31 protein-coding genes are annotated in these 25,836 nt (G+C 29.8%); 22 read left to right on the top strand and 9 right to left on the bottom strand.

What is annotated here, in order from left to right; all coding sequences use genetic code 11:
* The first annotated feature begins 1 nt into the window (after position 1).
* The 5 genes from CINS_RS06755 to purF all read left to right on the top strand — a co-directional run bounded on the left by CINS_RS06755 (position 2) and on the right by purF (position 4,015).
* A complete protein-coding gene (locus CINS_RS06755) occupies positions 2 to 340 on the top strand; it encodes a YraN family protein (RefSeq protein WP_039650972.1) in 339 nt (112 codons plus the stop codon).
* 56 nt (positions 341 to 396) lie between these two features.
* The gene (gene trxA, locus CINS_RS06750) at positions 397 to 711 is read left to right on the top strand and encodes a thioredoxin (RefSeq protein ID WP_039650970.1); all 315 of its coding nucleotides are present in this window, start codon (positions 397 to 399) and stop codon (positions 709 to 711) included.
* 120 nt (positions 712 to 831) lie between these two features.
* Positions 832 to 1,770, top strand: a complete 939-nt coding sequence (trxB, locus tag CINS_RS06745; RefSeq protein ID WP_039650968.1) for a thioredoxin-disulfide reductase — start codon at positions 832 to 834, stop codon at positions 1,768 to 1,770.
* Positions 1,771 to 1,944: 174 nt separating this feature from the next.
* Positions 1,945 to 2,673 carry a 4-hydroxy-tetrahydrodipicolinate reductase gene (gene dapB, locus CINS_RS06740; RefSeq protein ID WP_039650966.1) on the top strand — a complete coding sequence of 243 codons (729 nt, stop codon included), beginning with the start codon at positions 1,945 to 1,947 and terminating at the stop codon, positions 2,671 to 2,673.
* Between the two features lies 1 nt (position 2,674).
* Complete coding sequence (gene purF / locus CINS_RS06735; protein WP_039650963.1) at positions 2,675 to 4,015, top strand: amidophosphoribosyltransferase; 1,341 nt, start codon at positions 2,675 to 2,677, stop codon at positions 4,013 to 4,015.
* A 3-nt stretch (positions 4,016 to 4,018) separates the two neighbouring features.
* On the opposite strand, the gene CINS_RS06730 is transcribed toward purF, so the two are convergent.
* From CINS_RS06730 to ilvE, 4 genes are read right to left on the bottom strand one after another with little or no spacing between them, the layout of a single operon-like run.
* Positions 4,019 to 4,549 (bottom strand): DUF2393 domain-containing membrane protein, encoded by a 531-nt coding sequence (locus tag CINS_RS06730; RefSeq protein WP_039650961.1) that lies wholly within the window; start codon positions 4,547 to 4,549, stop codon positions 4,019 to 4,021.
* The gene (locus CINS_RS06725) at positions 4,549 to 5,091 is read right to left on the bottom strand and encodes a DUF2393 family protein (RefSeq protein WP_084593991.1); all 543 of its coding nucleotides are present in this window, start codon (positions 5,089 to 5,091) and stop codon (positions 4,549 to 4,551) included. Before CINS_RS06725 ends, CINS_RS06730 begins: the two co-directional genes overlap by 1 nt.
* Positions 5,092 to 5,100: 9 nt before the next feature.
* Complete coding sequence (locus tag CINS_RS06720) at positions 5,101 to 6,171, bottom strand: prohibitin family protein (protein ID WP_039650956.1); 1,071 nt, start codon at positions 6,169 to 6,171, stop codon at positions 5,101 to 5,103.
* Positions 6,156 to 7,094: a branched-chain-amino-acid transaminase gene (gene ilvE, locus CINS_RS06715; protein WP_039650954.1), complete on the bottom strand. Its 939-nt coding sequence runs from the start codon at positions 7,092 to 7,094 to the stop codon at positions 6,156 to 6,158. The genes CINS_RS06720 and ilvE overlap by 16 nt, the downstream gene beginning before the upstream one ends.
* Positions 7,095 to 7,193: 99 nt before the next feature.
* On the opposite strand from ilvE, the gene CINS_RS06710 reads away from it, so the two are divergent.
* From CINS_RS06710 to CINS_RS06665, 10 genes are all read left to right on the top strand, one after another.
* The gene (locus CINS_RS06710; RefSeq protein ID WP_039650952.1) at positions 7,194 to 7,400 is read left to right on the top strand and encodes a tautomerase family protein; all 207 of its coding nucleotides are present in this window, start codon (positions 7,194 to 7,196) and stop codon (positions 7,398 to 7,400) included.
* The gene (bcp, locus tag CINS_RS06705; RefSeq protein WP_039650951.1) at positions 7,397 to 7,858 is read left to right on the top strand and encodes a thioredoxin-dependent thiol peroxidase; all 462 of its coding nucleotides are present in this window, start codon (positions 7,397 to 7,399) and stop codon (positions 7,856 to 7,858) included. Before CINS_RS06710 ends, bcp begins: the two co-directional genes overlap by 4 nt.
* Positions 7,852 to 8,925: an epoxyqueuosine reductase QueH gene (locus CINS_RS06700; protein ID WP_039650950.1), complete on the top strand. Its 1,074-nt coding sequence runs from the start codon at positions 7,852 to 7,854 to the stop codon at positions 8,923 to 8,925. Before bcp ends, CINS_RS06700 begins: the two co-directional genes overlap by 7 nt.
* A 68-nt stretch (positions 8,926 to 8,993) precedes the next feature.
* Positions 8,994 to 9,434: a 3-hydroxyacyl-ACP dehydratase FabZ gene (fabZ, locus tag CINS_RS06695; protein ID WP_039650949.1), complete on the top strand. Its 441-nt coding sequence runs from the start codon at positions 8,994 to 8,996 to the stop codon at positions 9,432 to 9,434.
* Positions 9,434 to 10,225, top strand: coding sequence for an acyl-ACP--UDP-N-acetylglucosamine O-acyltransferase (lpxA, locus tag CINS_RS06690; protein WP_039650948.1), 792 nt, complete (start codon positions 9,434 to 9,436; stop codon positions 10,223 to 10,225). Before fabZ ends, lpxA begins: the two co-directional genes overlap by 1 nt.
* Positions 10,218 to 11,447 carry an ATP-dependent Clp protease ATP-binding subunit ClpX gene (clpX, locus tag CINS_RS06685; RefSeq protein WP_039650947.1) on the top strand — a complete coding sequence of 410 codons (1,230 nt, stop codon included), beginning with the start codon at positions 10,218 to 10,220 and terminating at the stop codon, positions 11,445 to 11,447. Before lpxA ends, clpX begins: the two co-directional genes overlap by 8 nt.
* A 2-nt stretch (positions 11,448 to 11,449) precedes the next feature.
* Positions 11,450 to 12,487 carry a rod shape-determining protein gene (locus CINS_RS06680; protein ID WP_039650946.1) on the top strand — a complete coding sequence of 346 codons (1,038 nt, stop codon included), beginning with the start codon at positions 11,450 to 11,452 and terminating at the stop codon, positions 12,485 to 12,487.
* Positions 12,477 to 13,220 (top strand): rod shape-determining protein MreC, encoded by a 744-nt coding sequence (gene mreC / locus CINS_RS06675; protein WP_039650944.1) that lies wholly within the window; start codon positions 12,477 to 12,479, stop codon positions 13,218 to 13,220. Before CINS_RS06680 ends, mreC begins: the two co-directional genes overlap by 11 nt.
* A gap of 76 nt (positions 13,221 to 13,296) precedes the next feature.
* Positions 13,297 to 16,560: a carbamoyl-phosphate synthase large subunit gene (gene carB, locus CINS_RS06670; RefSeq protein ID WP_039650942.1), complete on the top strand. Its 3,264-nt coding sequence runs from the start codon at positions 13,297 to 13,299 to the stop codon at positions 16,558 to 16,560.
* On the top strand, positions 16,557 to 16,979 hold the full coding sequence (locus CINS_RS06665; protein WP_039650940.1) for a Sua5 YciO YrdC YwlC family protein: 423 nt from the start codon (positions 16,557 to 16,559) through the stop codon (positions 16,977 to 16,979). The genes carB and CINS_RS06665 overlap by 4 nt, the downstream gene beginning before the upstream one ends.
* Here the strand turns inward: CINS_RS06665 and CINS_RS06660 are convergent, their stop codons facing one another.
* A complete protein-coding gene (locus CINS_RS06660) occupies positions 16,980 to 18,017 on the bottom strand; it encodes an isoaspartyl peptidase/L-asparaginase family protein (RefSeq protein ID WP_039650938.1) in 1,038 nt (345 codons plus the stop codon).
* Positions 18,018 to 18,171: 154 nt separating this feature from the next.
* On the opposite strand from CINS_RS06660, the gene CINS_RS06655 reads away from it, so the two are divergent.
* The 3 genes from CINS_RS06655 to bioD are packed head-to-tail and all read left to right on the top strand — an operon-like array spanning position 18,172 to position 19,406.
* Complete coding sequence (locus CINS_RS06655) at positions 18,172 to 18,510, top strand: DMT family transporter (RefSeq protein WP_039650936.1); 339 nt, start codon at positions 18,172 to 18,174, stop codon at positions 18,508 to 18,510.
* A 1-nt stretch (position 18,511) separates the two neighbouring features.
* Positions 18,512 to 18,826: a DMT family transporter gene (locus CINS_RS06650; RefSeq protein WP_039650934.1), complete on the top strand. Its 315-nt coding sequence runs from the start codon at positions 18,512 to 18,514 to the stop codon at positions 18,824 to 18,826.
* 7 nt (positions 18,827 to 18,833) lie between these two features.
* Entirely contained in the window at positions 18,834 to 19,406 is a 573-nt protein-coding gene (bioD, locus tag CINS_RS06645; RefSeq protein ID WP_039650932.1) for a dethiobiotin synthase, read from the top strand.
* Here the strand turns inward: bioD and CINS_RS06640 are convergent.
* Positions 19,380 to 20,648 carry an adenosylmethionine--8-amino-7-oxononanoate transaminase gene (locus tag CINS_RS06640; protein ID WP_039650930.1) on the bottom strand — a complete coding sequence of 423 codons (1,269 nt, stop codon included), beginning with the start codon at positions 20,646 to 20,648 and terminating at the stop codon, positions 19,380 to 19,382. The two genes, bioD and CINS_RS06640, sit on opposite strands and share 27 nt — an antisense overlap.
* Before the next feature lie 131 nt (positions 20,649 to 20,779).
* Between CINS_RS06640 and CINS_RS06635 the strand changes: the two genes are divergently transcribed.
* The 4 genes from CINS_RS06635 to CINS_RS06620 are packed head-to-tail and all read left to right on the top strand — an operon-like array spanning position 20,780 to position 23,611.
* Positions 20,780 to 21,160 (top strand): TPR repeat protein, Sel1 subfamily, encoded by a 381-nt coding sequence (locus CINS_RS06635; protein WP_039650929.1) that lies wholly within the window; start codon positions 20,780 to 20,782, stop codon positions 21,158 to 21,160.
* Positions 21,161 to 21,183: 23 nt separating this feature from the next.
* A complete protein-coding gene (locus CINS_RS06630) occupies positions 21,184 to 22,308 on the top strand; it encodes an aminotransferase class I/II-fold pyridoxal phosphate-dependent enzyme (protein WP_039650926.1) in 1,125 nt (374 codons plus the stop codon).
* Complete coding sequence (locus CINS_RS06625) at positions 22,305 to 22,931, top strand: pimeloyl-ACP methyl esterase BioG family protein (protein WP_039650924.1); 627 nt, start codon at positions 22,305 to 22,307, stop codon at positions 22,929 to 22,931. The genes CINS_RS06630 and CINS_RS06625 overlap by 4 nt, the downstream gene beginning before the upstream one ends.
* Positions 22,916 to 23,611: a biotin synthesis protein BioC gene (locus CINS_RS06620; RefSeq protein ID WP_052251989.1), complete on the top strand. Its 696-nt coding sequence runs from the start codon at positions 22,916 to 22,918 to the stop codon at positions 23,609 to 23,611. The genes CINS_RS06625 and CINS_RS06620 overlap by 16 nt, the downstream gene beginning before the upstream one ends.
* On the opposite strand, the gene blaOXA is transcribed toward CINS_RS06620, so the two are convergent.
* Genes blaOXA through surE form a run of 3 tightly spaced genes read right to left on the bottom strand, consistent with a single transcriptional unit; the run spans position 23,595 to position 25,766 of the window.
* Positions 23,595 to 24,353 carry an OXA-493 family class D beta-lactamase gene (blaOXA, locus tag CINS_RS06615; protein WP_039650920.1) on the bottom strand — a complete coding sequence of 253 codons (759 nt, stop codon included), beginning with the start codon at positions 24,351 to 24,353 and terminating at the stop codon, positions 23,595 to 23,597. The genes CINS_RS06620 and blaOXA overlap by 17 nt on opposite strands.
* A complete protein-coding gene (locus tag CINS_RS06610; RefSeq protein ID WP_039650919.1) occupies positions 24,353 to 25,000 on the bottom strand; it encodes a dinucleotide-utilizing enzyme, molybdopterin/thiamine biosynthesis family 1 in 648 nt (215 codons plus the stop codon). Before CINS_RS06610 ends, blaOXA begins: the two co-directional genes overlap by 1 nt.
* Positions 24,993 to 25,766, bottom strand: coding sequence for a 5'/3'-nucleotidase SurE (gene surE, locus CINS_RS06605; protein ID WP_039650917.1), 774 nt, complete (start codon positions 25,764 to 25,766; stop codon positions 24,993 to 24,995). The genes CINS_RS06610 and surE overlap by 8 nt, the downstream gene beginning before the upstream one ends.
* Between the last annotated feature and the right edge of the window lie 70 nt (positions 25,767 to 25,836).

Here is a 25,836-nt window from a genome sequence, read left to right as displayed (position 1 = left end):
TATGGGAATGAAATCTTATATTCTTGGCATCGAAGGTGAAAATTTAGCTTGTGTTTATCTGAAAAATTTAGGTTTTGAAATTTTAGAAAGAAATTTTTCTTCTAAGTTTGGTGAGATTGATATTATTGCGATTAAAAACGAAATATTGCATTTCATAGAAGTAAAGACTACTAAAGGCAACTACGAAGTAAGTTATAGATTAGATCATAAAAAATATATGAAACTTGTTAAAACAGTAAAATATTACTTTATGAAACATATGTGCGATAAAAATTATCAATTAGATTTACTTTGTATATATAAAGATGATATAAAACTCATTGAAAATGTTAGTTATTAAGACAGCATTTATCTTAATGTAATAAAATTCCATAAAATAAATAAAGGAGAAATATAATGGGAAAATATATTGATTTAACTTCGGAAAATTTTGCACAAGCAAAAGAAGGAGTAGCTTTAGTAGATTTTTGGGCACCATGGTGTGGGCCTTGTAGAATGCTTGCTCCAGTGATTGATGAACTTGCAAATGATTTTGATGGTAAAGCAAAAATTTGTAAAGTAAACACAGATGAGCAAGGCGACTTAGCGGCTGAATTTGGTGTAAGATCTATTCCAACTATCATTTTCTTTAAAAATGGTGAAGTTGTAGATCAATTAGTTGGTGCACAATCAAAACAAGCTTTAGCTGACAAAATAAATTCACTTTTATAATTTTTTAAGCCACTTATGTGGCTTTTTCTTCTATTTTTTACTATTTAATAATTTTTATTATTTATAATTAAAGAAAAATTTGTATAATGTAACCAAAATAATTTTTCTAAGGAATATAATATGTTAGATTTAGCAATTATTGGCGGTGGTCCTGCTGGATTAAGTGCAGGATTATATGCTACAAGAGGCGGCTTAAAAAAAGTTACAATGTTTGAAAAGGGTATGCCAGGTGGTCAAATTACTTCAAGTTCTGAAATAGAAAATTATCCAGGTGTAGCTCAAGTATTAGATGGAATTTCTTTTATGGCTCCTTGGAATGAACAATGTATGCGTTTTGGATTAAAGCATGAGATGGTGGGAGTGGAGCAAATTCTTAAAAATAATGATGGAAGTTTCAGTATTAAGCTTGAAGGTGGAAAAAGTGAATTAGCCAAAGCAGTTATTGTATGTACTGGTTCTACACCACGTCGTGCAGGATTTAAAGGAGAAGATGAATTTTTTGGTAAAGGTGTCAGTACTTGTGCGACTTGTGATGGATTTTTTTATAAAAACAAAGAGGTTGCAGTACTTGGAGGCGGAGATACTGCCTTAGAAGAAGCTCTTTATCTTGCAAATATTTGCTCAAAAGTTTATCTTATTCATAGAAGAAATGAATTCAGAGCTGCCCCTTCGACTATAGATAAAGTAAAAAAACATGAGAAAATAGAATTAATCACTGATGCGGTTGTCGATGAGGTTTGTGGTGATAATATGGGTGTTAATAAAGTAAAAATAGGATTGAATAACGGCACTAAGAGAGAACTTGATGTACCTGGAATATTTACTTTTGTTGGCCTGAATGTAAGAAATGAAATTTTAAAACAAGATGATGGTAAATTTTTATGTGATATGGAAGATGGTGGTCAAGTGAGTGTGGATCTTAAGATGCAAACAAATGTTGCGGGATTATTTGCAGCAGGTGATCTAAGAAAAGATGCTCCTAAGCAGGTGATTTGTGCAGCAGGTGATGGTGCTGTTGCCGCATTAAGTGCTTTAGCATATATAGAAAATTTACATTAAAATTTTTTAGTATTAATCTTCCTTGCTTAAGGAGGATTATTTATTTTTTCATAAATTTATATTTTAAAATAGGTTTTGCAAATTAAAAAACTTTAAGGAATATTATTTATTTTTGTTAGTTGCTTTTAATCAAATAAACGCTAAAATGGTTTCAAATTTGAAAGGTGCAGTTTAATGATTAATATTGGAATCCATGGAAGTAAAGGACGTATGGGGATACAAATTGATCTTTGCTTAAAAGATCAAATGGACGTTAAGGCTAGTGCATTTTTTGATCAAGGATCAGATTATGAAGCTTTCTTTAAAAAAAGTGATGTAATTATCGATTTTTCAACCCCTCAAGGGTGTGAAAATTTGATTTCTTATGCTAGAAGCAATCCCAAACCTTTAGTTATAGGTACTACAGGATTAAATTCAAAACAATATGAACTTTTACAAAGCGCGAGTATTACTATGCCGATACTTTACGCTACTAATATGTCTTTAGGTATAGCAGTTTTAAAAAAGCTTTCATTTTTAGCTAGTGAAATTTTGCGAGATTTTGATATAGAAATAGTAGAAATGCACCATAATAAGAAAAAAGATGCTCCAAGCGGTACTGCTATGACCTTAGGAGAGTATGTAGCAAAGGCTAGAAATTTAAATTTAGATCAAGTAAGAATAAGCGGAAGAGATGGATTAATAGGTGCTAGAAGTAAGGATGAAATAGCAATTATGAGTTTAAGAGGTGGTGATATTGTAGGGTCTCACAGGGTAGGTTTTTATAATGAGGGTGAATTTATAGAATTAAATCATACTGCGACCTCAAGAGCAACTTTTGCTATGGGTGCAATTCGTTGTGCAAAGTGGATAGTTGCTCAAGATAATGGTTTATACGATATCAATGATTGTTTAGGACTTTAAAATGTGTGCAGTTGTTGGAGTTATTAATTCAAAAAATGCTAGTACTCTTGCTTATTATGCTTTATTTGCTATGCAGCATCGTGGACAAGAAGCAAGCGGAATTAGCGTTAGCGATGGTCAATATATAAAAACCCATAAAGCAAAAGGGGAAGTCGGACAGATTTTTAATAGTCAGATTCTATCTGAGTTAAAAGGAAGTATAGCTATAGGACATAATCGTTATTCTACGGCTGGTCATTCTTCTTTACAAGATGCACAACCAGTAACAGCAACATGTTCTTTAGGCGATATTTCTTTGGTGCATAATGGAAATTTGATTAACAAGGAAAAAATTAGAAAAGAACTCATAGACAATGGAGCTATTTTTCATTCTAATATGGATACTGAAAATGTGATTCATTTAATAGCAAAAAGCAAACAAGGGTCTTTAAAAGAGAGATTTATTGAAGCTTTAAAATACTCTAAAGGAGCATATTGTTTTATGCTTGCAAGTAAAAATCAACTTTTCGTTGCGAGAGATCCTTATGGGGTAAGACCATTATCTTTAGGTAAATTAAAAGACGGAGGGTTTATTGTAGCAAGTGAAACTTGTGCTTTTGATTTGATAGAAGCTGAATTTATTCGTGATGTTATGCCTGGTGAGATGATTATTTTTACTCAAGGAAACAGTGAATTTGAAAGCATACAGGTATTTGATAGTGTTGAGCCTAGAATTTGTGCTTTTGAATATATTTATTTTTCAAGGCCTGATAGTATAGTAGAAGGTAAAAGTGTTTATGAGGTGCGTAAAAAAATGGGTGAGGCATTGGCAAAAAAATTTAAAGAAAAAGTTGATTTTGTCATTCCAGTGCCTGATAGTGGAGTTAGTGCAGCAATAGGATTTTCACAGTATCTTAATATACCTCTTGAGATGGCTATAGTACGAAATCATTATGTAGGGAGAACTTTTATAGAGCCAACTCAAGAATTAAGGAATTTGAAAGTAAAATTAAAATTAAATCCTATGAAAAAAGTTTTATATGACAAAGATATTGTTGTTATTGATGACAGTATTGTTAGAGGAACAACGTCTAAAAAAATCATATCACTTCTAAGGCAAGCTGGAGCCAGAAAAATTCACTTAGCTATTGCATGTCCTGAGATTAAATTTCCTGATACTTATGGTATTGATACGCCAACTTTTGAAGAGTTGATCTCAGCTAATAAAAATGTAGAAGAGGTTAGAATATATACTGGTGCTGATAGTCTGATTTTCCTTGATATAAAAGAACTCATTCAAAGCATAGGAAGTGAAAGAAAATATTCTTTGATTAGTTTTGATGGAGATTACTTTATAAAATGATCTCTAATGACACTTTAGCTGCTTAAATATTTTGTAACTTTGAAAATGCGGAGGTAAAGCTACTTCAAATGAAAAGTCTTTATAGGTATTACCTAAAAGATTTGTTGCGATTTTTATACTATAAGCAGCATCTCTTATTTCTTTATTAGCTTTTTTAATGCTATCAAAATTATTTTGATTAAAAATTTCACCACTTACCTCGTGTTTTTTATTATCATCAATAATTCTAAGATCTAAAAAACATTCTGAAATTTTAAAATTAGTATCATTGGTAATTCTACCTTTTATAATAATACTTTCAGTAGATAATCGTCTGTAAGTAGCGAAGTTGCTTAAACTAGCTTTTTTTGTATATTGATCTATCATTAATAATAAAGAAATTGTCAGAATTGAAGCCAAGACAAAGCTAATTAAACAAAAAACTAGCATATTCTTTTTATTTTGTATTTTCAAATAGAGTAAAACCCAAGTTAACATGGTTGAAACCAACATAGCAAAAATAACTAGTATATGAAAAATAGTAAAATATCCCATTAAAAACACTTTGAATTAATTTTTACATCAAATTCTTGATTCTCTTTAAAATCGGAAAACTTAGTTCTAAGATTTATAGTTTGTTCAGGTTTTATTGTTTTTTTAATCATAATTGATTTATTACGTAAAGGTTTTATAGCATAAACAATTTTTTGCAAAAAATTTATATTTTCTTGAGTTTTTAACACACTAATAGTTATTTTACAAAAATTAAAATTATCTTCTGATGTGTTTGTTAAACTATATCCTACACTCAAAGAATTATCATAGGTAAAATGTTTAAAATGATCAATTTTAGTAATTCTAGATCTAACTTGTGTGTCTATTATATAATATCCTAAGTAAGCTATAGATGCTGAACATAAAATTCCTAAAATAATAACACAAAAAGCAAAATTGCTTTTGTATCTGATAATCAAAGCTGTAATTAAAGTGGCAATAAAAAAAGACACAACTATTATAATTAATAGAAAGTCTACTAGATGCAAATGAGTTGTGAAAAAAATCATTTGCTCTCTTATTTGTTGTGCGTTCATTGCCATTCTTTAGGTTTAATTATTTACAGAAGAAGTTTGCTTTGTATCTTTGCTATCTAACCAAATATTTGGCACAGCTCCACCAGGTGTTAAGAAAATTTTAGCATCTTTATTGGTTTTTAATGCTTCATTGAATTGTTTTTGGGTTTCAATTTGTTTTAAACTAAGTAAAGGATTATTTAAACTTTTTGCAATTTCTTTATTGGAATATGCTTGAGCATCAGCTTCTATTTTTGCAGCACTTGCACGACCTTTTGCGCTGATTATAGTTGCATTTGCTTCACCTTCAGCTAAAGCAGCTTTTTTTAAAGCTTCTTGGTTAGCTCTTTCAACCTCATATTTTGTTCTTTCGGCTTCTTGTTTTGCAATTTGAACTCTTTCAATTTGTTCTTTTACTTTGCTAGGTAAAATAATTTCTCTAAGTTGAACAGCTTGTAATTCTGCTGGTTCATTAGGTTGACTTTCTATAGTCTTTCTAATGCCTTGATCGATTTGAACTGCTATGGTATTTCTATTTGTTGGAAGTTCTTCAGCGGTGTATTGACCTACCACGTTTCTAACTACATCTCTAACCACAGGATCAATAATTTTATTTTCCCAATTTAAACCCCAAGTAGCAATAGTTTGAGGTACTTGTAGCGGGTTTAGTTTGTATTGAACAGTTACATCGATAGATACAGGTAAGCCTCTTGAATCAAGTACTGAAATACTATTTTTATTAATAACACCTGAACCTATTTGTAAATTTTCATTAATTCCTTCAACTGAAGCATAATTAATTTGTCTTACTCTGGTATCTACTACAGTAATCTTTTGTAAAACAGGTACAAAAAAATGTAATCCTGGTTCTAAAGGAGTGGGACTGTATTTACCTGTTGTAGATTTAATTCCCATTTCACCAGAATTTATAACTGCAAATGGCTTAAAAAGTACAAATACTAAAATAATTATAATAGCAGTATAAATGAGTGGTGAGAATTTACCAAATCCCTTAAAATTAAAATCTGGAGTTTTGAAATTTAAATTTTGTTTGTTGTTGTTTTGATTGTTTTTTTTATTAAAATAATCGTTTAAATCAGCTGGCATTTAATTCCTTTAATATAAGTTAGCATAGAAGCGTATTTTTCATTTCTTCCATATACTATATCAAAATACGCATTTTGAAGCTTTTGTGTAAGCTCACCTCTTGAACCATTTCCTATAACTCTTCCATCTATATTGTTAATTGGAGTGATTTCTGCTGCAGTTCCTGTAAAAAATGCTTCATCTGCAACATATACTTCATCTCTTGAAATTCTTGCTCTTATAACATTTAATCCTAGATCATGAGCTATTTTTAAAACTGTATCTTGTGTTATACTTTTTAAAGAAAAATCATTAGGTGGGGTAATAAGTTTATTGTCTTTAATCATAAAAAAACATTCGCCCGTTCCTTCGGCTATAAAACCTTCTTCATCTAGCATTAAAGCTTCTTCATAACCAGCATCAATAGCTTCAAATTTGGCCATTTGTGAATTTAAGTAATTTGCACTGGCTTTTGCTTTTCCAAGACTTGATTTTACGCTATTTCTAGCAAAAGAAGAAATTTTAACTTTAATACCTTTTTCTAAACCTTCTTCGCCTAAATACGCGCCCCATTCCCATGCAGCTATAGCTACTCTGACAGGTGCTTTAATGTGATAAAGCCCCATTATCCCATCACCTAAGAATATTAATGGACGCAAATAAGTATTATTTTGAAAATCATTGGCTCTTAAAAGTTCAATTTGTGCATTTTCAAGTTCATCTTGTGTAAAAGAAGGAGTAATTAAAGTAATTTTAGCAGACTCTAAGAGTCTTTTTGTGTGTTCTTTTAGTCTAAATATTGCTAAACCATTTTGTGTTTTATAAGCCCTTGTTCCTTCAAATACGGCATTACCATAATGCAAAGAGTGTGTTAAAATATGAATTTTTGCATCATTAAAATCAATGATTTTTCCATCCATCCAAATTTTTTTCGCCAAAATCATAACTAAACCTTTTTTTGGAATAGGCCTAATTTTATCAAAAATATACTAATAATTGCTAGAATATAGTAAAATTCTTAGATTTCAAAATAAAGGATATGAATGCCAATTATCAATATAAAACTTGCTAAGCCGGAATTTAGTAGCAAGCAAAAAGAGGAATTAGTTTTAGATATTACAAATCTTTTACATGAAAAATATAATAAACCTAAACAAAATATAGTAATAATTTTAGAAGATATTGAGCCTTTTAATATAGCATTTGGTGGCGAAAGTGTGGAAAAATTAAGACTAAAGAGTAAAAAATGACAGAATTGCAAATTGGTGATATAGCACCTGATTTTGAACTTTTAAATCAAGATGGTGTAAAAATTTCTTTAAAAGATTTTTTGGGTAAAAAAATAGTTTTATATTTTTATCCTAAAGATAATACCCCAGGATGTACTTTACAAGCGTGTGATTTTACAAAATTTTACGATGAATTTTTATCTAAAAATGCTGTAATTATAGGCATTAGTCCTGATAGTATAAAATCTCATGAAAATTTTATGCAAAAATACGATCTTAAACATATTTTATTAAGTGATTCTGAAAAAGAAGTGTGTAAAAAATATGGAGTTTGGGGATTGAAAAAAAATTATGGTAAAGAATATGAAGGCTTGATAAGATCCACTTTCATGCTTGATGAAAATAGGGTAATAAAAAATATTTATAAAAATGTTAAAACAAAAGAACATGCTTTGAAGGTTTTAAACGAATTATGTTAGTACATATTTGTTGTAGTGTTGATAGTCATTATTTTATACAAGAATTAAGTAAAATTTATCCTGAAGAAAAAATTATTGGTTTTTTTTATGATCCAAATATCCATCCTTATAGTGAGCACGAGCTTAGATATTTGGATGTGAAAAGAAGTTGTGATAAATTAGGTATTAAATTATATAAGGGTGAATATGAATATGAAAAATGGCTCAATAGCGTTAAAGGTTATGAAAATGAGCCAGAAAAAGGTGCTAGATGTCAAATATGCTTTGATTTTAGAATTCAAAAAAGTGTTGAATTTGCTAATAAAATGGGAGAAAAAAAATTAACAACTACACTTTTGACTTCTCCTAAAAAAGATTTAGAACAGTTAAAGCAAGCACTACAAAAAGAGTGTGATCAATTTGGTATCGAATTCTTAGCTCCAGATTTTAGAAAAAATGGAGGGACACAAAGGCAATTTGCCCTTGCAAAACAAGATATGCTTTATCACCAAAATTATTGTGGGTGTATTTATGGCTTGTCAAAACAAAAACAACATAAAACCTTTATTGATGAGTTTATATCACCTATAAATAAGCAGATTTTACCTGCTAGTATAGATGAAAAAATTCGATTTTATAAGAAAATAAAATATTTAGAAAATAAAAATATTTCTTTTCAAATTCAAAGGGAAAAATTTCTTAATTATCGTTTATTAAGTGCTTTGATAAAACAAAATAAGCAGGCTATTAAAGCATATATTTTGTTTTATTCTCATTTTAAGAATGCTTATACTAAATTTCATATTGGTCAAGAAAAACTACATACTTACAAAAGTGTTAAAGATGAGATTAATTTATGGGATTTTGAATATTTTAATTCTTTATGCAAGAATAAATTTAAAAATTTTGAAGAATTGATTGCTCATCCTTTAAACGTAGCGCAAGAGATTAAAATCCGTCAAAAGCAATTTGGTGCTTATAATCTTTCACCTGTCATCATTATAGAAAATTTAATGAATACTTCGTATGAGTTTATAGCCAAAAGTGAAATTTATTTTGATAGTAGAGAAAAGATTATCAAGTTGTAATTTTAGTGATTTATTAAGATTTTTTTTGTAAAATCTTAAATTTAGAATATTGTTTTAAGGTTAAATTTATGATTGATGTAATGCAAATTCAAAAGATATTACCACATAGATATCCTTTTTTATTGGTAGATAAAATTGTTGAACTTAAAGTTAAAGAGATCGTAAGAGGTTATAAAAATATCAGCATTAGTGATCATGTTTTTATGGGGCATTTTCCAGACCATCCTATATATCCTGGAGTTTTAATTTTAGAAGGTATGGCTCAAACAGGAGGTGTTTTGGCTTTTGAAAGCATGGATGATAAAGTAGATCCTAGTTCTAAAGTAGTGTATTTTACAGGTATTGATAATGCAAAATTTAGAAATCCAGTGCGTCCAGGCGATAGGCTTGATTATGAAATGAGTGTCGTTAAAAATCGTGGAAATATGTGGATATTTCAAGGAAAAGCTTTTGTAGATAATCAATTAGTTGCAGAAGCAGAACTTAAAGCTATGATAGTAGATAAATAATGGGTAAAATTCATTCAAGTGCAGTTATAGAAGATGGTGCTATTGTAGAAGATAATGTTACTATAGAAGCTTATGCTTATGTGGGATCTAAAGCTCATATAGGAGCTAATAGTATAATAAAACAGGGTGCAAGAATTTTACCTAATGTAGGGATTGGGGAAAATTCTAAAGTTTTTTCTTATGCTATAGTAGGAGATATACCTCAAGATATTTCTTATAAAAATGAAATAAAATCAGGTGTTATTATAGGTAAAAATGCCACTATTAGAGAATTCGTAACTATAAATTCAGGCACAACTAAGGGGGATGGTTATACCAGAATAGGTGATAATGCTTTTATTATGGCTTATTCTCATATAGCTCATGATTGTTTACTTGGAAACAATGTTATTTTAGCTAATAATGCTACTTTAGCAGGTCATGTAGAGCTTGGAGATTATACTGTGGTTGGAGGGCTTACTCCAATTCATCAATTTGTAAAAGTTGGTGAAGGATGTATGATCGCAGGCGCTAGTGCATTATCTCAAGATGTAGTTCCTTTTTGTTTAGCTGAAGGTAATCGTGCTACTATTAAAAGCTTAAATTTAGTAGGACTTAGAAGACGTTTTGATAAAGATGAGATTGATATTTTAAATAGAGCATTTAAATTTTTATTTAGAAAAGGTAGTTTAAAAGAAAATGCTTTAACTTTATTAGACAACACTAAAAGTGAAAATGTAAAAAAAATGTGTAATTTTATATTAGAAACAAAAAGAGGAATTCCTATTTACAAGGAAAAAAATCATGATTAAAAGATGTAGTTTTTGTAACGAAATAGAAACGAGCGATAGAAGAATTTTAGTAAATGACTATAATAATGCCTTTATTTGTGAATATTGTGCAGAAAGCGCTTGTAGTATTTTTTTTGGAGAGGAAAAAGATACAAAACATCAAGAAGTTGATAATACGAATTTTAAAGACATTACTCCAAAAGAATTAAAATCGTATCTTGATAAATATGTTATTGGGCAAGATAGAGCTAAAAAGATTTTTAGTGTGGGAGTTTATAATCATTATAAAAGATTATTTAAATCGAATTTAGAAAATGATGATACGGAATTAGCAAAATCAAATATTTTGCTTGTAGGACCTACAGGAAGTGGTAAAACTTTGCTTGCTCAAACTTTAGCAAGATTTTTAGATGTACCTATAGCAATTTGTGATGCGACTTCTTTAACTGAAGCTGGTTATGTAGGTGAAGATGTAGAAAATATTCTTACACGCCTTTTGCAAGCTGCTGATGGAGATGTGCAAAGAGCACAAAAAGGTATTATTTTTATTGATGAGATTGATAAAATTGCTAGAATGGGAGAGAATCGTTCTATCACTAGAGACGTTAGTGGAGAAGGTGTTCAACAAGCATTATTAAAAATTATTGAAGGATCGGTGGTTAATATTCCTCCTAAAGGAGGCAGGAAGCATCCAAATCAAGATTTTATACAAATAGATACGACAAATATTTTGTTTGTTTGTGGCGGTGCATTCGATGGTATAAGTGATATTATTAAGAGAAAATTAGGTGATAATGTCATGGGATTTTTTAGTGATAATAAAGAAAATAAAGAAGAAAATTTATTTCAAAAATTAGAACCTGATGATTTAGTGCATTTTGGACTTATTCCTGAGCTTATTGGGAGATTACATGTTTTAGCTTCTTTGGAAGAGCTTGATGAAGATAGTATGGTGCGTATTTTAACAGAGCCTAAAAATGCTATTGTAAAACAATATCAAAAACTTTTTGCAATTGATAATGTGGAATTAAAATTCGACGAAGATGCTTTAAGAGAAATTGCAAAGCTATCACTTGAGAGAAAAACAGGTGCAAGGGGTTTAAGGAGTATTATTGAAGAATTGATGGTAGATTTAATGTTTGAATTGCCAGAATATGATGGTTATACTATAGTTATAACAAAGGAAGTAATTAAGGAAAATGCTAAACCTTTGTTTATTAAAAATACAAAAATTAAGGGATAATGATGATTTTAGATCAAATAATTGGATTTTTTTCTAGTGATATGGGAATTGATTTAGGTACAGCAAATACTTTAGTTTTGGTTAAAGATAAAGGTATTGTAATTGATGAGCCTTCTGTTGTGGCAGTTGAGCGTGAAAGATATGGAAGAGTAAAAATTTTAGCTGTAGGTAAAGAAGCAAAGGAAATGGTTGGAAAAACTCCAGGAAATATTGAAGCTATTCGTCCTATGAAAGATGGGGTTATAGCTGATTTTGATATGACTGAAAAAATGATACGTTATTTTATAGAAAAAACTCATAGAAGAAAATCCTTTTTAAGACCTAGAATTATTATTTCTGTTCCTTATGGTTTGACTCAAGTTGAAAGAAAAGCAGTTAGGGAAAGTGCATTAAGCGCAGGAGCAAGGGAAGTATTTTTAATAGAAGAACCAATGGCTGCTGCTATAGGTGCAAATTTACCAATCCGAGAACCACAAGGAAGTTTAGTTGTGGATATTGGTGGTGGAACTACTGAAATTGGAGTTACTTCGTTGGGTGGGCTTGTTATATCAAAGTCGATTCGCACAGCAGGTGATAAACTTGATACTAGTATAGTAAATTATGTAAAAGAAAAATACAATCTTGTAATAGGTGAAAGAACAGGAGAAGAAATTAAAATATCAATAGGTTCTGCGGTACAACTTCCAAAAGAGCTTTCTATGGTGGTTAAAGGGCGTGATCAAGTCACTGGTTTATTAAATAGAATAGAGCTTACAAGCGAAGATGTTCGAGAGGCTATGAGAGAGCATTTAAAAGAAATTGCCGATGCATTAAAAATAGTTCTTGAGATGATGCCACCTGATCTTGCAGCTGATATTGTTGAAAATGGGGTTGTGCTTACAGGTGGAGGAGCTTTAATACGAGGACTGGACAAATATCTTTCTGAAGTGGTTAAACTTCCAGTTTACGTAGCAGATGAACCATTATTAGCAGTTGCAAAAGGTACTGGAAAAGCTTTGGAAGAAATTTCTTTATTACATCAACTAACCAATGAAGAGTAAAATTTTTAGTATACTTGTTTTATCTTTCTTGGTTTTTATTTCGTTTTATTATGGAGATGTAATAAAACGAAATGTGTTAAATTTGAACTCAATAGCACTTGAATATTTTTCTCAAAGTCTTACTTTTATAAAGCATAAATTTGATGAACATTTTAATCAAGCACAAGAGATTAGAAAGTTGCGAGAAAGAAATTTAGAACTCGAAAAAAATAATATTTATATGAAAAATTTTTCTAATGAGCTAAATAATATTTTAAGCGATAAAAATTCGAGTTTTTATTATCCTAGTGTGAATTTGGTAAAAGCTATTTCTTATGTTCAAATCAGCGATTATCATAAAGTATGGCTTGATATTTTAGATTATAAAGATAAAGTTAAAGGTCTTATTTATAATGGATATACTGCAGGTATTGTAGTGGAAAAAAATGGTAGAGCGATGGGGCTTTTGCAAGGTGATGAAGAATGTGTATTTTCTGTTTATGTTGGTAAAGATCAAGCTCCAGGTATAGCTCATGGAAAAAACGATTATATCTTAGTAAAATATATTCCTAAATGGCTTGGAATTAAAATAAATGATAGGGTTTATACAAGTGGATTAGATGAAATATTTTTTTCAGGTATTCCAGTAGGAGAGGTTTTTAAAATAGAAGAAGAAGGAGCCTATCAAAATGCCTACGTAAAACCTTATGTTAAGGTAAAAGTTCCAAGTTATTTTTATATGGTAGAAAATTAATTTTCCATAATAAATTCAACTTTTAAAAAACTTTGATTTGTTATAATTTTAGACAAAAATCATCTTAGGAAAATTTATGCCAAAAAGAACAGATATAAAAAATATACTTCTAATAGGTAGTGGTCCTATCATTATAGGACAAGCGTGTGAATTTGATTATTCTGGAGCTCAAGCTGCTAAAACTTTAAAAGAATTAGGATATAGAGTAGTTTTAATTAATTCTAATCCCGCGACTATTATGACAGATCCTGAATTTGCTGATGCAACTTACATAGAACCAATTACAAAAGAGAGTATTTTAGGCATTATAAAAAAGGAAAATATTGATGCTATATTGCCAACCATGGGTGGTCAAGTAGCATTAAATGTAGCAATGGAAGTTTATGAAAGTGGCCAGTTAAAAGATGTTAAATTTTTAGGAGCCAATCCAGAAGCTATCAAAAAAGGCGAGGATAGACAGATTTTCAAAGAGTGTATGAAAAAAATAGGTATGGATTTGCCAAAATCTATGTATGCGTATAATTATGATGAAGCTTTAAAAGCTGTTGATACTATAGGTTTTCCTTTGATGATTAGAGCATCTTTTACTTTAGGTGGTGCAGGTAGTGGTGTAGTTTATAATATGGATGAATTTAAAGAACTTGCAAATACAGCCTTAGCACTCAGCCCAATACATGAAATTTTAATCGAAGAAAGTTTGCTTGGTTGGAAAGAATACGAAATGGAAGTTATACGCGATAAAAATGATAATTGTATCATAGTATGTTCCATAGAAAATCTTGATCCTATGGGGGTACATACTGGAGATAGTATCACTATAGCTCCGGCTTTAACACTTACTGATAAGGAATATCAAGTAATGCGTAATGCTTCTTTTGCTATTTTAAGAGAAATTGGTGTTGATACTGGTGGATCAAATGTACAATTTGCCGTTAATCCTCAAAATGGTAGAATGATTGTTATAGAGATGAATCCTCGTGTTTCTAGATCTAGTGCTTTAGCAAGTAAAGCTACAGGTTATCCTATAGCTAAAATTGCAACACTTTTGGCTGTTGGATTTAGTTTAGACGAAATTAAAAATGATATAACAGGAACCCCTGCTTCTTTTGAACCTGTGATTGATTATATAGTAACCAAAATTCCTCGTTTTACTTTTGAAAAATTTCCAGGAGCTAGTACAGAGCTTGGTACAGCCATGAAAAGTGTTGGCGAAGTAATGGCAATAGGTAGAACTTTTAAAGAAAGTATACAAAAGGCTTTGTGTTCTCTTGAAAGAAATTTAAGTGGTTTTGATGTGATATATTGTGATAAAAATGAACTTACAGCAAAAATTCGTCATGCAAATGAAAAACGATTACTTTATATAGCACAAGCATTTAGAGATGGGTTTAGTGTTCAAGAACTTTATGAGCTTTGCAAAATTGATACTTGGTTTTTAAATCAAATTAAAGAAATAGTTGATTTTGAAGAAATAATAGATATGGATATTTTAAACAATAAGCATCTTTTAAGAAAAGCTAAGAATTTTGGATTTTCAGATAAGAAAATAGCTAGTTTAGTCAATCAAAAAGATAATTTAGAATTAAGTCAAAATGATATTTATTATGCGAGAATGAAACAAAAAATTATTGTTCAATATAGCGAGGTAGATACTTGTGCGGGTGAATTTGAAGCTCTTACACCTTATTTATATTCTAGTGTCAATGCTAGCGAATTAACTCAAATTAAAGATGGTAAAGATAAAAAAGATAAAAAAGTAATGATTATAGGCGGAGGACCTAATCGTATAGGGCAAGGGATTGAATTTGATTATGCTTGTGTGCACGCTTCATTTGCTCTAAAAGACATGGGCGTGAAAACTATCATGTATAATTGTAATCCTGAAACAGTTTCGACAGATTATGATACAAGTGATATTTTGTATTTTGAACCCATTGATTTTGAGCATTTAAGAGCGGTGATTGACAAAGAGAAGCCAGATGGGGTAATTGTGCATTTTGGTGGCCAAACTCCGTTAAAATTTGCTAAGCGTTTAAGTGTAATTGGTGCTAAGATTATAGGAACTAGTGCCAGAGTGATAGATTTAGCAGAAGATAGAAAAAAATTTGCTAAATTCATAGATGATTTAGGGATTAACCAACCAAAAAATGGCACAGTAATTAGCGTAGAAGAGGCAATAACAAAAGCAAATGAGATAGGCTATCCTGTTCTTGTTAGACCAAGTTATGTTTTAGGTGGACGTGCTATGCGCGTGGTATATGATGAAAATGAGCTTAAAATTTATATGCAAGAAGCAGTAGATGTGAGTGATAAAAGTCCTGTTTTAATAGATCAGTTCTTAGACAATGCGACTGAGCTTGATGTTGATGCTATTTGTGATGGCAAAGATGTATATGTAGCTGGGATAATGGAGCATATTGAAGAAGCAGGAATTCATTCAGGTGATAGTGCATGTTCATTACCTGCTTTAAATATTGATGAAAAAATGCTTGAATTAATTGAACAAAAAACCAAAGATATAGCTTTAAATTTAGGAGTTGTAGGGCTTTTAAATATACAATTTGCAATTTATGAAAATAAACTTTATATGATAGAAGTAAATCCAAGAGCAAGTAGAACAGTGCCTTTTGTAAGTAAGGCTACTGGAATTCCTTTAGCTAAAGTAGCAACACGCGTAATGTGGCAAGGGAATTTAAGAGAAAGTTTGAAATTTTATGATACTTTTGAAGTGGTTGAAGAAAAAAATGGAATTTTAAAAGCTAAAAAATCAAATCATATTAGTGTTAAAGGGGTTGTTTTTCCTTTTGCAAAACTTAGTGGCAGCGATCTTGATCTTGGTCCTGAAATGCGATCAACTGGAGAAGTCATGGGCTTGAGTGAAAATTTCGCAAATTCATATGCAAAAAGCCAACTTGCTTCATCAAATTTTTTACCAAAAAGTGGGAATGTGTTCTTATCTTTAAGAGAAAAAGATAAAAAATATGCAGTGGATTTAGCTAATGAATATATTAAACTTGGATTTAAAATTATAGCTACTAGTGGAACTTATAAAATTTTACAAGAAGCAAAAATAGAATGTGAATTTGTGCATAAAATTTCAGAAGGTCGTCCAAATGTTGAAGATAAAATTAAAAATGCTGAAATCCATTTAGCTATCAATACAAGTGATGAGCATAGCTTTAAAGGTGATACTAAAAAAATTAGAGCAAATATTTTGCGTTTTAAAACTCCATATTTTACAAATTTAAGAGCCGCTTATGCAGGAGTTAAAGCTATAAAAGCTATGCAAAATAAAAGTTATTTAGAAATTAAAAGCTTACAAGAATATTTAAAAGGATGATTTATTTAGCTCAAACTGATACAACTGCTGGGTTTTTAAGTAAAGATTTAAAAGCCCTTAATAAACTCAAAAAAAGGCAATTAAATAAACCTTGTCTTATTACAACAGCTAAATTTAGTGAGCTTCAAAAGCTTACAAGAATTCCAAAATACTTTAAAAATACCATTAGAAAAAGCAAAAAAACTACTTTTTTATACTCTAATTCTAAAGCAATACGCGTTGTAAAAGATTGTGCTCATGAAGAATTTTTAAAACAATTTGATTGGCTTTATTCTACTTCAGCAAATAAACATGGAAAAAAATTTGATGAAAAATGGGCTAGACAAAATGCTGATGAGATTATAGATGAAATTTTTTTCGAAAATAGTGCCTCAAAGATTTTTAAGCTACGAGGCACGAGATTAATTAAAGTTCGATAATTATTTTTTATCTACAGGCCAAAATATCTTAGGCTCTTTACCTATTCTTGCTTCGCCATGATACATACCTAGCTTATCTTTAGTCCAAGCATATCCTACTTTACCATTTTTATCAATAGAAATAATTCCGCCCGTTCCGCCAAGTTCTGCTACTTCTTTTATGGTTTCTTCAGCTGCTTTTTGTACTGATAATTTTTTATATTTATATAATGATGCAACTTCGTGGGCAGCAGCAACTCTAATATAAATATCTCCAGTTCCTGTGCAAGATACTGCTACTGAGTCGTTATTTGCATAGTTTCCAGCACCTATAATAGGAGAGTCTCCAATGCGACCTGTCATTTTATTTGTAGTTCCGCCTGTGCTTGTTCCTGCTGCTAAATTTCCATTTTTATCCAAAGCAATGGCTCCAACGGTTCCTAAGTAAGGTTCTGTGCTTATTCCTAAATGAGCTTTTGCTTTATCACTATCAAGTAATACTTTTTTACTTTTTTTAGCATCTTGTAATTGTTTATATCTGTGATCTGTGTAAAAATATTTTTGATTAACAATCTCTAGGCCATTGTTTTTAGCAAGCTTGTCAGCACCTTCTCCTGCTATTAAAGTATGAGGAGTTTTATCCATGACAATTTTTGCTGCTTCTATAGGATTTTTAATAGTTCTAGCCATAGCAATAGCACCTGCATTCAAACTTTTTCCATCCATTAAAGAAGCATCAAGTTCATTAAATCCATCTGAAGTAAATACAGCTCCTTTTCCAGCATTAAATTCAGGACTATTTTCCATTACTTTTATAGCTGCAATAACTGCATCAACAGAACTTCCTCCTTTTTCAAGTATGTTTTGACCAGCTTTTAAAGATTCTTTCATTACCTTTTCTCTTTTAATAAATTCTTCTTCGGTAAGACCTAATCCACTTGTACCTCCATGGATAACAATAACTGGTTCGAAATTTTTTGCTAGTACATTGGTACTTGATAAAAGTGCTATACTTGCTAATGTGAGCAAAATATTTTTGCTTTTTATTAATAATTTCATTTTTACTTCCTTAATGTAATTTATAGTAATTTTTATTTTATAAAAATAAAAATTAAATGTATATTAATAAATATTTAATTTTATTAGTGAAATATTTAAAATTATGAAATATTAAAATTTGGTATAATTTGCACTTTTGATTTTAAGGATGTATATGTTTAAACAAATGAGTGCAAATTTTGCTTGGTTTATGGTTGTGCTAGGTGGAGTTGTGGAATGTTTTTGGGTAAGTGGTTTGAAACATTCTAGTGAAATTTGGCACTATGTATTAACTATCATAGGTGTTTATATTTCATTTGCATGCATGCTAAAAGCTTGTGAAAAATTAGAAGTAAGTATTGTTTATAGTGTTTTTGTGGGTATTGGAACTGTGGGTGTAGTGTTAAACGAAATGTTGATTTTTAACGAGCCTGTATCTATTATAAAAATTATTTTGATAGCTATTTTGCTTTTGAGTGTTATAGGGCTTAAATTTGCAAGTAAAGAGAGTTAATATGGAATGGTTTTTTCTCAATCTTGCAGCATGTTTTGAAGTTCTTGGTATTGTTATCATGAAAGAATTGGTTAAAACTAAAAAGAGGTTGTATTTTTTGGCTTTAGCAATTAGTTTTGCCTTCTCTTTTGGATTTTTAAGTTTGAGTATGCAAAGCATAGCTATGAGCGTAGCATACTCTATATGGACTGGAGTTGGTACTGCTGGTGGAGTGATAATTGGAATTCTTTTTTATAAAGAAAATAAAAGCTTTATAAAGCTTTCGTTGATTATCATAATTATTGCTTGTACAATAGGCTTAAAAATACTTTCCTAAGAAAAATATGAAAATTTATATCAGCGGTATAGACACAGATGTTGGTAAGACTTATCTAAGTGCTAGGCTTTGTAAGGAATTGGGCTTTGATTATTTTAAGCTTATTCAAGCAGGCACGCCAAAAGATAGCGAGGTAGTATCTCAATTTAGCCCAAAAACTAAGATTTTTAAAGAAGGTGTGTTTTTGCAAACTCCTGCTTCGCCACACAAAGGCAGGATTTTAGAAAATTTAAACTATAAGGCCTTTGATATACAAATTCCACAAAGTGATAAACTCATTATTGAACTAGCTGGTGGGCTTTTTTCGCCCCTTGATGATGAAAAAACGATGATTGATTATATGAGTGCGTTTAAGTACCCTACGATTTTAGTCGCAAAAGATTATCTAGGAAGTATCAATCACACGCTTTTAAGCATAGAAGCACTAAAACAAAGAGATATTAAAATTCTTGCTTTAATCTTAAAAACTCAAGATAATTTTAGCAAGGATTTTATAAGTAAATATACTTCAATTCCTATTATAGAATTTGATGATACAGTATGTGAAAAACTTTCAAAAATTCTTAAAAATCTCTCTTAAAGATTGCACTACATAAGAAATTTCATCTTCATTTATAATATATGGTGGCATAAAATATATAGTGTTTCCAAGTGGTCTTAAAAGTAATCCTTTTTCTAAGGCTTTTTGAAAAACTTCAAGTCCAGCTCTTTGGTATTTGCTTTTTTGTATGTCAAATGCACTCACCATACCTAAATTTCTAAAATTTCCTAAAAATTCAAATTCTTTTAAACTCTCCCATTGAGTTTTTATAAAAGCACTTTTGATTTTGTTTTTTGTGATGATATTTTCTTTTTCAAAAATATCCAAAGTCGCATTAGCCGCTACGCAAGCTAGGGCATTGCCTGTGTAAGAGTGAGAGTGTAAAAAGGCTTTTTGACTTTCATAGCTATCATAAAATTTCTCATAAATTTCATCTTTAGTAAGCACTACTGAAAGGGGTAAATACCCGCCCGTGATACCTTTAGAAAGACATATATAATCAATGCTTTGTGAACAATAATCTAGCGCAAACATTTCTCCTGTGCGTCCAAAACCTGTGGCTATTTCATCAAATATCACTTGCACATCATAATTTTTAGCAAGCTTAATCGCTTCATTTAAATACCCAAGCTCATACATATGCATATTGCCTGCACATTGAAGTAAAGGCTCAAGTATAAAAGCACAAATTTCATGATGATGATTTTTTAAAATGCTTTCTAAAATTTCAAGTTCTTTTGTATAGTCCTTGCTAGTTGGCACAGGCGTTGTGATATTTTTTAAAAGTAAAGGCTCATAGGTTTTTTTATAAAGCGCTACATCGCCAACGCTTAATGCACCTAAGGTTTCTCCATGATAAGAATTGCTAAGAGCTAAGAATTTATCCTTTTTAGAGCCATTGTTTAAGTGGTATTGAAAACTCATTTTTAAAGCTACTTCTATGGCTGAACTTCCGTTGTCTGCAAAAAAACATTTATCAAAAGGTAAAAGTTTGCAAAGTCTTTGTGAAAGCTTTATGATAGGCTCATGCGAAAAGCCTGCAAGTAAAACATGTTCCAAATTTTGTAGCTGATCTTTGATTTTTTCGTTTATATAATCATTACAATGGCCAAAAATATTTACCCACCAAGAGCTAATACAGTCTATGTATGATTTTTCATCAAAATCATACAAATATATTCCCTTAGCTTTTTTTATAGGTATTAAAGGTAAAAATTCATGATCGCTCATTTGCGTGCAAGGGTGCCAAATGTATTTTAAGTCTAGTTCTTTTAAATTCATATTTGCTTCTTTGATTTTTTATTTTAATGATACTACAATTTTTTTAGTCAAATTTATGTTTTAAAATGAAAAAAGTATTATTTGTAAAATATTTATATAATTAGTCTTTTATCTTAAATTTAGAGTAAAACATGAAAAAAGTATTAATTGTATTAGCAATTTTATTTTTAAATTTTGTATACTCGCAAGAGGATTTGGTTGCAAAAGGAATTAAAGCTTACGATAGAGGCGATTATTTAATAGCTTTAAAATGCTTTAAAAAATCTTGTGACTTAAATGATGGTTTAGGTTGTTTTAATCTTGGAATTATGTATGCAAATGGATCTGGCATAAAAAAGGATAATTTTAAAGCAGTTGAATTATATCAAAAATCTTGTGACTTAAATAGTGATTTAGGTTGTTTTAATCTTGGAGCTATGTATGCAATTGGATCTGGTGTTAGAAAAGATATTTCTAAAGCTTTAGAATATTTTGGAAAAGCTTGTGATTTAAGAGATGATTTAGATTGTTAAAACTACATAAGGCTTAAAAAATAATGCAAATTACGCAAATTTTAGATGAATTAAAACAACAAGATAATTTTAGAATTTTACGCTCATTAAAGCATGATGGAAAATATGTTATTTATAATGAGCAAAAATTGCTAAATTTAGCAGGAAATGATTATTTAAATTTAAGCAATGAAAAAGCGTTAAAGCAAGATTTTTTAACACATTTAAAAGAATTTGAATTTTCTAGTTCAAGCTCAAGAAGTTTGAGTGGAAATTATGCTATTTTTGATGAATTTGAAAGCTTTTTAGAAGCTAAGTTAGGCAGAAAAATCTTACATTTTAATAATGGCTATGCTTTAAATATAAGCTGTTTACAAGCTTTAGCAAGTATTAAAAATACTTTGTTTTTAGCGGATAAACAAGTGCATGCAAGTATCATTGATGGTTTAAGGCTTGGTGGGGCTAAATTTATAAGATTTAAACACAATGATATAGAGCATTTACAAAGCTTAGTACAAAAGCATTATAAAGAATTTGAAAACATCATTATCATAAGTGAAGCTTTATTTAGTATGGACGGGGATTTTGCACCTATAAAAGAATTTGTAAGCTTAAAAAAAGAATACAAAAATATAAAAATTTATATAGATGAAGCACATAGTGTGGGGTGTTTTGGAGATAATGGTTTGGGTTATGTGAATTTTTTGGGCTTAGAAAAGGAAATAGATTTTTTAGTTTTTACCTTTGGTAAGGCCATAGCTTCTATGGGAGCTTGCATGATAAGCGATGAAAAAGAATTTTTTATCAATAAAGCAAGAGCTTTTATATATTCAACCGCTATTGCACCTATCAATGTAGCTTGGACTTTGCATGTATTTAAGCATTTGCACGAATTTAACACTCAAAGAAATGAGCTTTTGGAGCTAAGCACTTGGTTTAAAAATGCTTTGGCAAGCAAAGGTGCAGTTTTAGGTGAGGCTTATATCATCTCTTTTGTTTTAGGGCAAAATACATTAGCTAGTAAAATTTCTCAAAAGCTTTTAGAAAAAGGTGTTTTTGCGCTTGCTATTAAAGAGCCAACAGTGGCTAAAAATACAGCTAGAATTCGTTTTTCTTTGCATGCTGGGCTAGTGAAAAAAGATTTAGAAAAAGTTTTGGAGGTATTTTGAAAACTCATTTTTTACATGAAAATGCAAATTCGCGCGAGTTGATTTTGTTTTTTTCAGGGTTTTGTTCGCATTTTAGCCATTTTACGCATTTAAAAAGTGATGTAAATGTTTTAATGGTGTATGATTATACGAGTTTTGATTGGGAATTTAATCTTAATAAATTTGAAAAAATTATTCTTGTTGGCTTTTCTATGGGAGTTTGTGTAGCGAGTAAAATTTTAAAAGATTTAAAATTTGATAAAAAAATAGCTATAAATGGTACAAATTTGGCTATAAATGATGAATTCGGGATTAAAAATGCTATTTATAAGTTTACAATGAAAAGATTTGTTTTAAAAGATTTTAAAGCAAATTTGTTTGAAAAAAGAGCTAATTTGAGTGGCTGGTTTTACTTTGAAGAAAGTGAGCATTTAAAAAATGAGCTTTTTAGCTTATATGAGTTTTGTACTAAAGATTTAAATGAAAATTTCACTTGGGCTAAAGCGATAATTAGCAAAGATGATAAAATTTTCCCACCTAAACATACTTTAAATTTTTTCAAAGAAAAAGCAAGGTTTGTTGATGAGCCACATTTTGCATTTTTTAAATACCACACTTGGGAAGAGCTTTGCAATCTTTCATAAGAGCAAAAGACACTTATAATACAAATACGCCTGTGCAAAAAGACATGGCTAAAGAGCTTTGCGAAATGCTTATTGAAAGTGATTTAAGTTGTTTTGATGAGGTACTTGAGTTTGGATGTGGCACAGGAGAATTTAGTCAAATGCTGCAAAAAAATATAAAATTTAAAAAGTATTTTTTAAATGATATTTATTTCTTTGAAAATCCTTGTCGATATGAAGAATTTGGCATTTTTGATATGAATGAACTTAAAAATCATCATTTTTATACGAAAAAATTTGATCTTATAGCTTCAAATGCTTGTATGCAGTGGTTAAAGATAGATGATCTTTTAGAAAATTTTACGAGCATGCTAAATAAAAATGGGATTTTACTTTTTTCTACCTTTGGAGAAAAAAATTTCATACAAATAAAACAAAGCACAAATTTGTCATTAGATTATTTGAGTTTAGAGCAAATTTCAAAAAAACTTTCTACAAATTTTAAAGTTTTGCAAGCTAAAGAAAAGGTTGTAAATTTGAAATTTAACTCTACTTTAGGACTTTTTAAACATTTAAAACTAAGCGGAGTAAATGCCTTGCAGAAAAAATTTTTTATAGGAAAAGAATTTTTGAAAAATTATGAAAAAGAATTTCAAAATACCTTAACTTATCATCCTTTATTTTTTATGTGCCAAATTTGATTAAGTTTGATAGATATTTTTTTGCTAACTTCTCTCTTAGATAAAGTTTATTAAAATCACTTATATCCATACATAAAGCAAAAGCATAAATTTGATGAGATTTTTTATCTTTTGCAAAACCCACTATTTGCCCAAATTTATCTAAACCCCAACCTGTTTTTGCAAAAAGTTCATAATGATTATTTTCGCTTAGTTTGATGATATTTATAAGTTCTTTTTGTATATTTTTAGGATAATCTAATGCTAAGTTAGCGAGCTTAAAAAGCAAATTTGCTTGTTCTTTTGGACTTATTTTTAAGGAATTATCAAGCCAAAATTCATCTATTTTACTTATTGTTTTATTACCGTAGTTGAGTTTATTTAAATTCGCTTGCATTTTTTCTAAGCCAATTTTTCTAGCTAATTTCTTAAATACAGTAACTTGAGATCTTTGCATAGCTAGGGCTAAATTTGCATTATTTTTCCAAGATGGTAAAAATACTTTTTCACCTTTGTAGTGATAAAAAATTTCATTGATATCTTTTACAACGCCTTCATTAAGTGCTATTAGGGCATTGAAAATCTTAAAAGTAGAAGCAGGTAAAATTCTTTTATCTGTTTTTTTAAAATCATTGCTATAATAATTTTTACCATCATATGCAATAAAAATTCCACTTTCATTGTAATCTTTAAAAATATCTTGCAAAATTTCATTTGAAAAAGTAAGATTACATAAAATACTTATAAATAAAAACCATCGCATTATTTTTCAAGTACTTTTCTTAAAGCTAAAGAAGCTAAAGCAAGTCCAAATGAAGCTGTGACACCCATAAAGGAGCCAAGATTTTTGCAATTTGCTTCTTCATCAGAAAATACTACATCAAAATTTCCCTTAAATCCAGATTTTCTAAGTTCATAACGGAATTTTTTTGCAAGTGCATCGCCATAAGTTTTAAAAATACTTGTTGTTCTTATGCGTGTAGGATCTAATTTTCTAGCTCCGCCAGTTGATGAAATAAAAATTTGTTTTTTAAAATTGATTAAATTTACTAAAGCTACTTTGGCTGGTATGTCATCAATCGCATCGATGATTAAATCAAATTTACTTAAATCAAATTCATTTAAAAATTGATTGTCAATTTTGCTTACTATTCCCTTAGCTTTATAAATTTTTTCAAAAACTTTAGCTTTCTCTTCACCTATGTTTTCACTATGAAGTTGGCGGTTTTGATTTGTGACTTCAAATTTATCAGCATCTATTAAGGTAAGATTGGTAAAACCACTGCGATATAAGGCATCTACACATATTCCGCCAACACCCCCAAGCCCACAAACTAAAACTTTAGTGTTTTGAATTTTGGCAAAATTATCATCATTTACAAGCCATTTTATACGAGTGTATCTATCCATTTTTTATCCATTTTTTGAGATTTTTTATTTGTTTATAAGCTGTTAGATCAAGCATTATAGGGGTTATTGTGACATAACCTTGTTTTAAAAGTGCAATATCAGATCTTTTTTCATGCTCATGATCAAGGTTAGTTGTAGCCAACCAATAATACCGCACACCTCTAGGATTGGTATTTGCATGAGCTTTATAATTATAAATTCTTTTCCCTGCTTTGCAAACCTTAATACCTTTGAAATTTATTCTTGTAGAAGGAAAATTAATATTTAAAAATTCTTTCTTATCCAAGGGAAAATTCTTTTTAAAAATATTTTTGACTATTTTTTTTGTAATTTTTAAGGCAAGTTTGAAATCTAATTTTTCTTGATTATCTTGATAAAATTGTGATAAAGCAATTGCAGGAATTCCTTGTAAAACTGCCTCCATAGCTCCTGCACAAGTGCCTGAATAGGTGATGTCTTCACCTATATTAGCCCCTTTATTAATTCCACTAATTACAAGATCTGGCAAACGTTTTTTGTAAAAAGTGTGTAAAGCAAGGTAAATACAATCAGCAGGAGTCCCATCATCAAGTTTATAAAATCTTTTTTTGATTTTATGAAATCTTAAAGGTTTTGTTAAGGTAATAGAATGCGAACATGCCGATTTTTCAGTAGCTGGAGCTACTATAGTAATTTTAGCTTTAAATTCTTTTTTAAGCATTTTGACAAGTTTTGTAAGCCCTTTACTTTCATAACCATCATCATTTGTGATTAAAATTTCTTTCATTGTTTTTTACTTTGATTTAATATTGAGAATGTGATTTTAACATCAAGTTTATAAAAACTCTCTTTTTTAT

Origin of the sequence: Campylobacter insulaenigrae NCTC 12927 (genome assembly GCF_000816185.1) — a bacterium.
GTDB lineage: Bacteria > Campylobacterota > Campylobacteria > Campylobacterales > Campylobacteraceae > Campylobacter_D > Campylobacter_D insulaenigrae.
The sequence above is the reverse complement of the archived record's forward strand: the minus strand, read 5'-3'. Positions and strand labels throughout refer to the sequence as shown.

Excerpts from the sequence above, each read along its gene's own strand:
- dapB (WP_039650966.1), top strand. The coding sequence starts at position 1,945 with ATGATTAATATTGGAATCCATGGAAGTAAAGGACGTATGGGGATACAA.
- blaOXA (WP_039650920.1), bottom strand. The coding sequence starts at position 24,353 with ATGCGATGGTTTTTATTTATAAGTATTTTATGTAATCTTACTTTTTCA.
- mreC (WP_039650944.1), top strand. The coding sequence starts at position 12,477 with ATGAAGAGTAAAATTTTTAGTATACTTGTTTTATCTTTCTTGGTTTTT.
- CINS_RS06665 (WP_039650940.1), top strand. The coding sequence starts at position 16,557 with ATGATTTATTTAGCTCAAACTGATACAACTGCTGGGTTTTTAAGTAAA.
- CINS_RS06655 (WP_039650936.1), top strand. The coding sequence starts at position 18,172 with ATGTTTAAACAAATGAGTGCAAATTTTGCTTGGTTTATGGTTGTGCTA.
- CINS_RS06650 (WP_039650934.1), top strand. The coding sequence starts at position 18,512 with ATGGAATGGTTTTTTCTCAATCTTGCAGCATGTTTTGAAGTTCTTGGT.
- bioD (WP_039650932.1), top strand. The coding sequence starts at position 18,834 with ATGAAAATTTATATCAGCGGTATAGACACAGATGTTGGTAAGACTTAT.
- CINS_RS06720 (WP_039650956.1), bottom strand. The coding sequence starts at position 6,171 with ATGCCAGCTGATTTAAACGATTATTTTAATAAAAAAAACAATCAAAAC.
- CINS_RS06630 (WP_039650926.1), top strand. The coding sequence starts at position 21,184 with ATGCAAATTACGCAAATTTTAGATGAATTAAAACAACAAGATAATTTT.
- CINS_RS06680 (WP_039650946.1), top strand. The coding sequence starts at position 11,450 with ATGATTTTAGATCAAATAATTGGATTTTTTTCTAGTGATATGGGAATT.
- lpxA (WP_039650948.1), top strand. The coding sequence starts at position 9,434 with ATGGGTAAAATTCATTCAAGTGCAGTTATAGAAGATGGTGCTATTGTA.
- bcp (WP_039650951.1), top strand. The coding sequence starts at position 7,397 with ATGACAGAATTGCAAATTGGTGATATAGCACCTGATTTTGAACTTTTA.
- trxB (WP_039650968.1), top strand. The coding sequence starts at position 832 with ATGTTAGATTTAGCAATTATTGGCGGTGGTCCTGCTGGATTAAGTGCA.
- surE (WP_039650917.1), bottom strand. The coding sequence starts at position 25,766 with ATGAAAGAAATTTTAATCACAAATGATGATGGTTATGAAAGTAAAGGG.
- CINS_RS06755 (WP_039650972.1), top strand. The coding sequence starts at position 2 with ATGGGAATGAAATCTTATATTCTTGGCATCGAAGGTGAAAATTTAGCT.
- CINS_RS06725 (WP_084593991.1), bottom strand. The coding sequence starts at position 5,091 with ATGGCAATGAACGCACAACAAATAAGAGAGCAAATGATTTTTTTCACA.
- carB (WP_039650942.1), top strand. The coding sequence starts at position 13,297 with ATGCCAAAAAGAACAGATATAAAAAATATACTTCTAATAGGTAGTGGT.
- clpX (WP_039650947.1), top strand. The coding sequence starts at position 10,218 with ATGATTAAAAGATGTAGTTTTTGTAACGAAATAGAAACGAGCGATAGA.
- CINS_RS06640 (WP_039650930.1), bottom strand. The coding sequence starts at position 20,648 with ATGAATTTAAAAGAACTAGACTTAAAATACATTTGGCACCCTTGCACG.
- CINS_RS06610 (WP_039650919.1), bottom strand. The coding sequence starts at position 25,000 with ATGGATAGATACACTCGTATAAAATGGCTTGTAAATGATGATAATTTT.
- purF (WP_039650963.1), top strand. The coding sequence starts at position 2,675 with ATGTGTGCAGTTGTTGGAGTTATTAATTCAAAAAATGCTAGTACTCTT.
- CINS_RS06700 (WP_039650950.1), top strand. The coding sequence starts at position 7,852 with ATGTTAGTACATATTTGTTGTAGTGTTGATAGTCATTATTTTATACAA.
- CINS_RS06635 (WP_039650929.1), top strand. The coding sequence starts at position 20,780 with ATGAAAAAAGTATTAATTGTATTAGCAATTTTATTTTTAAATTTTGTA.
- fabZ (WP_039650949.1), top strand. The coding sequence starts at position 8,994 with ATGATTGATGTAATGCAAATTCAAAAGATATTACCACATAGATATCCT.
- CINS_RS06730 (WP_039650961.1), bottom strand. The coding sequence starts at position 4,549 with ATGGGATATTTTACTATTTTTCATATACTAGTTATTTTTGCTATGTTG.
- ilvE (WP_039650954.1), bottom strand. The coding sequence starts at position 7,094 with ATGATTTTGGCGAAAAAAATTTGGATGGATGGAAAAATCATTGATTTT.
- CINS_RS06660 (WP_039650938.1), bottom strand. The coding sequence starts at position 18,017 with ATGAAATTATTAATAAAAAGCAAAAATATTTTGCTCACATTAGCAAGT.
- CINS_RS06710 (WP_039650952.1), top strand. The coding sequence starts at position 7,194 with ATGCCAATTATCAATATAAAACTTGCTAAGCCGGAATTTAGTAGCAAG.
- trxA (WP_039650970.1), top strand. The coding sequence starts at position 397 with ATGGGAAAATATATTGATTTAACTTCGGAAAATTTTGCACAAGCAAAA.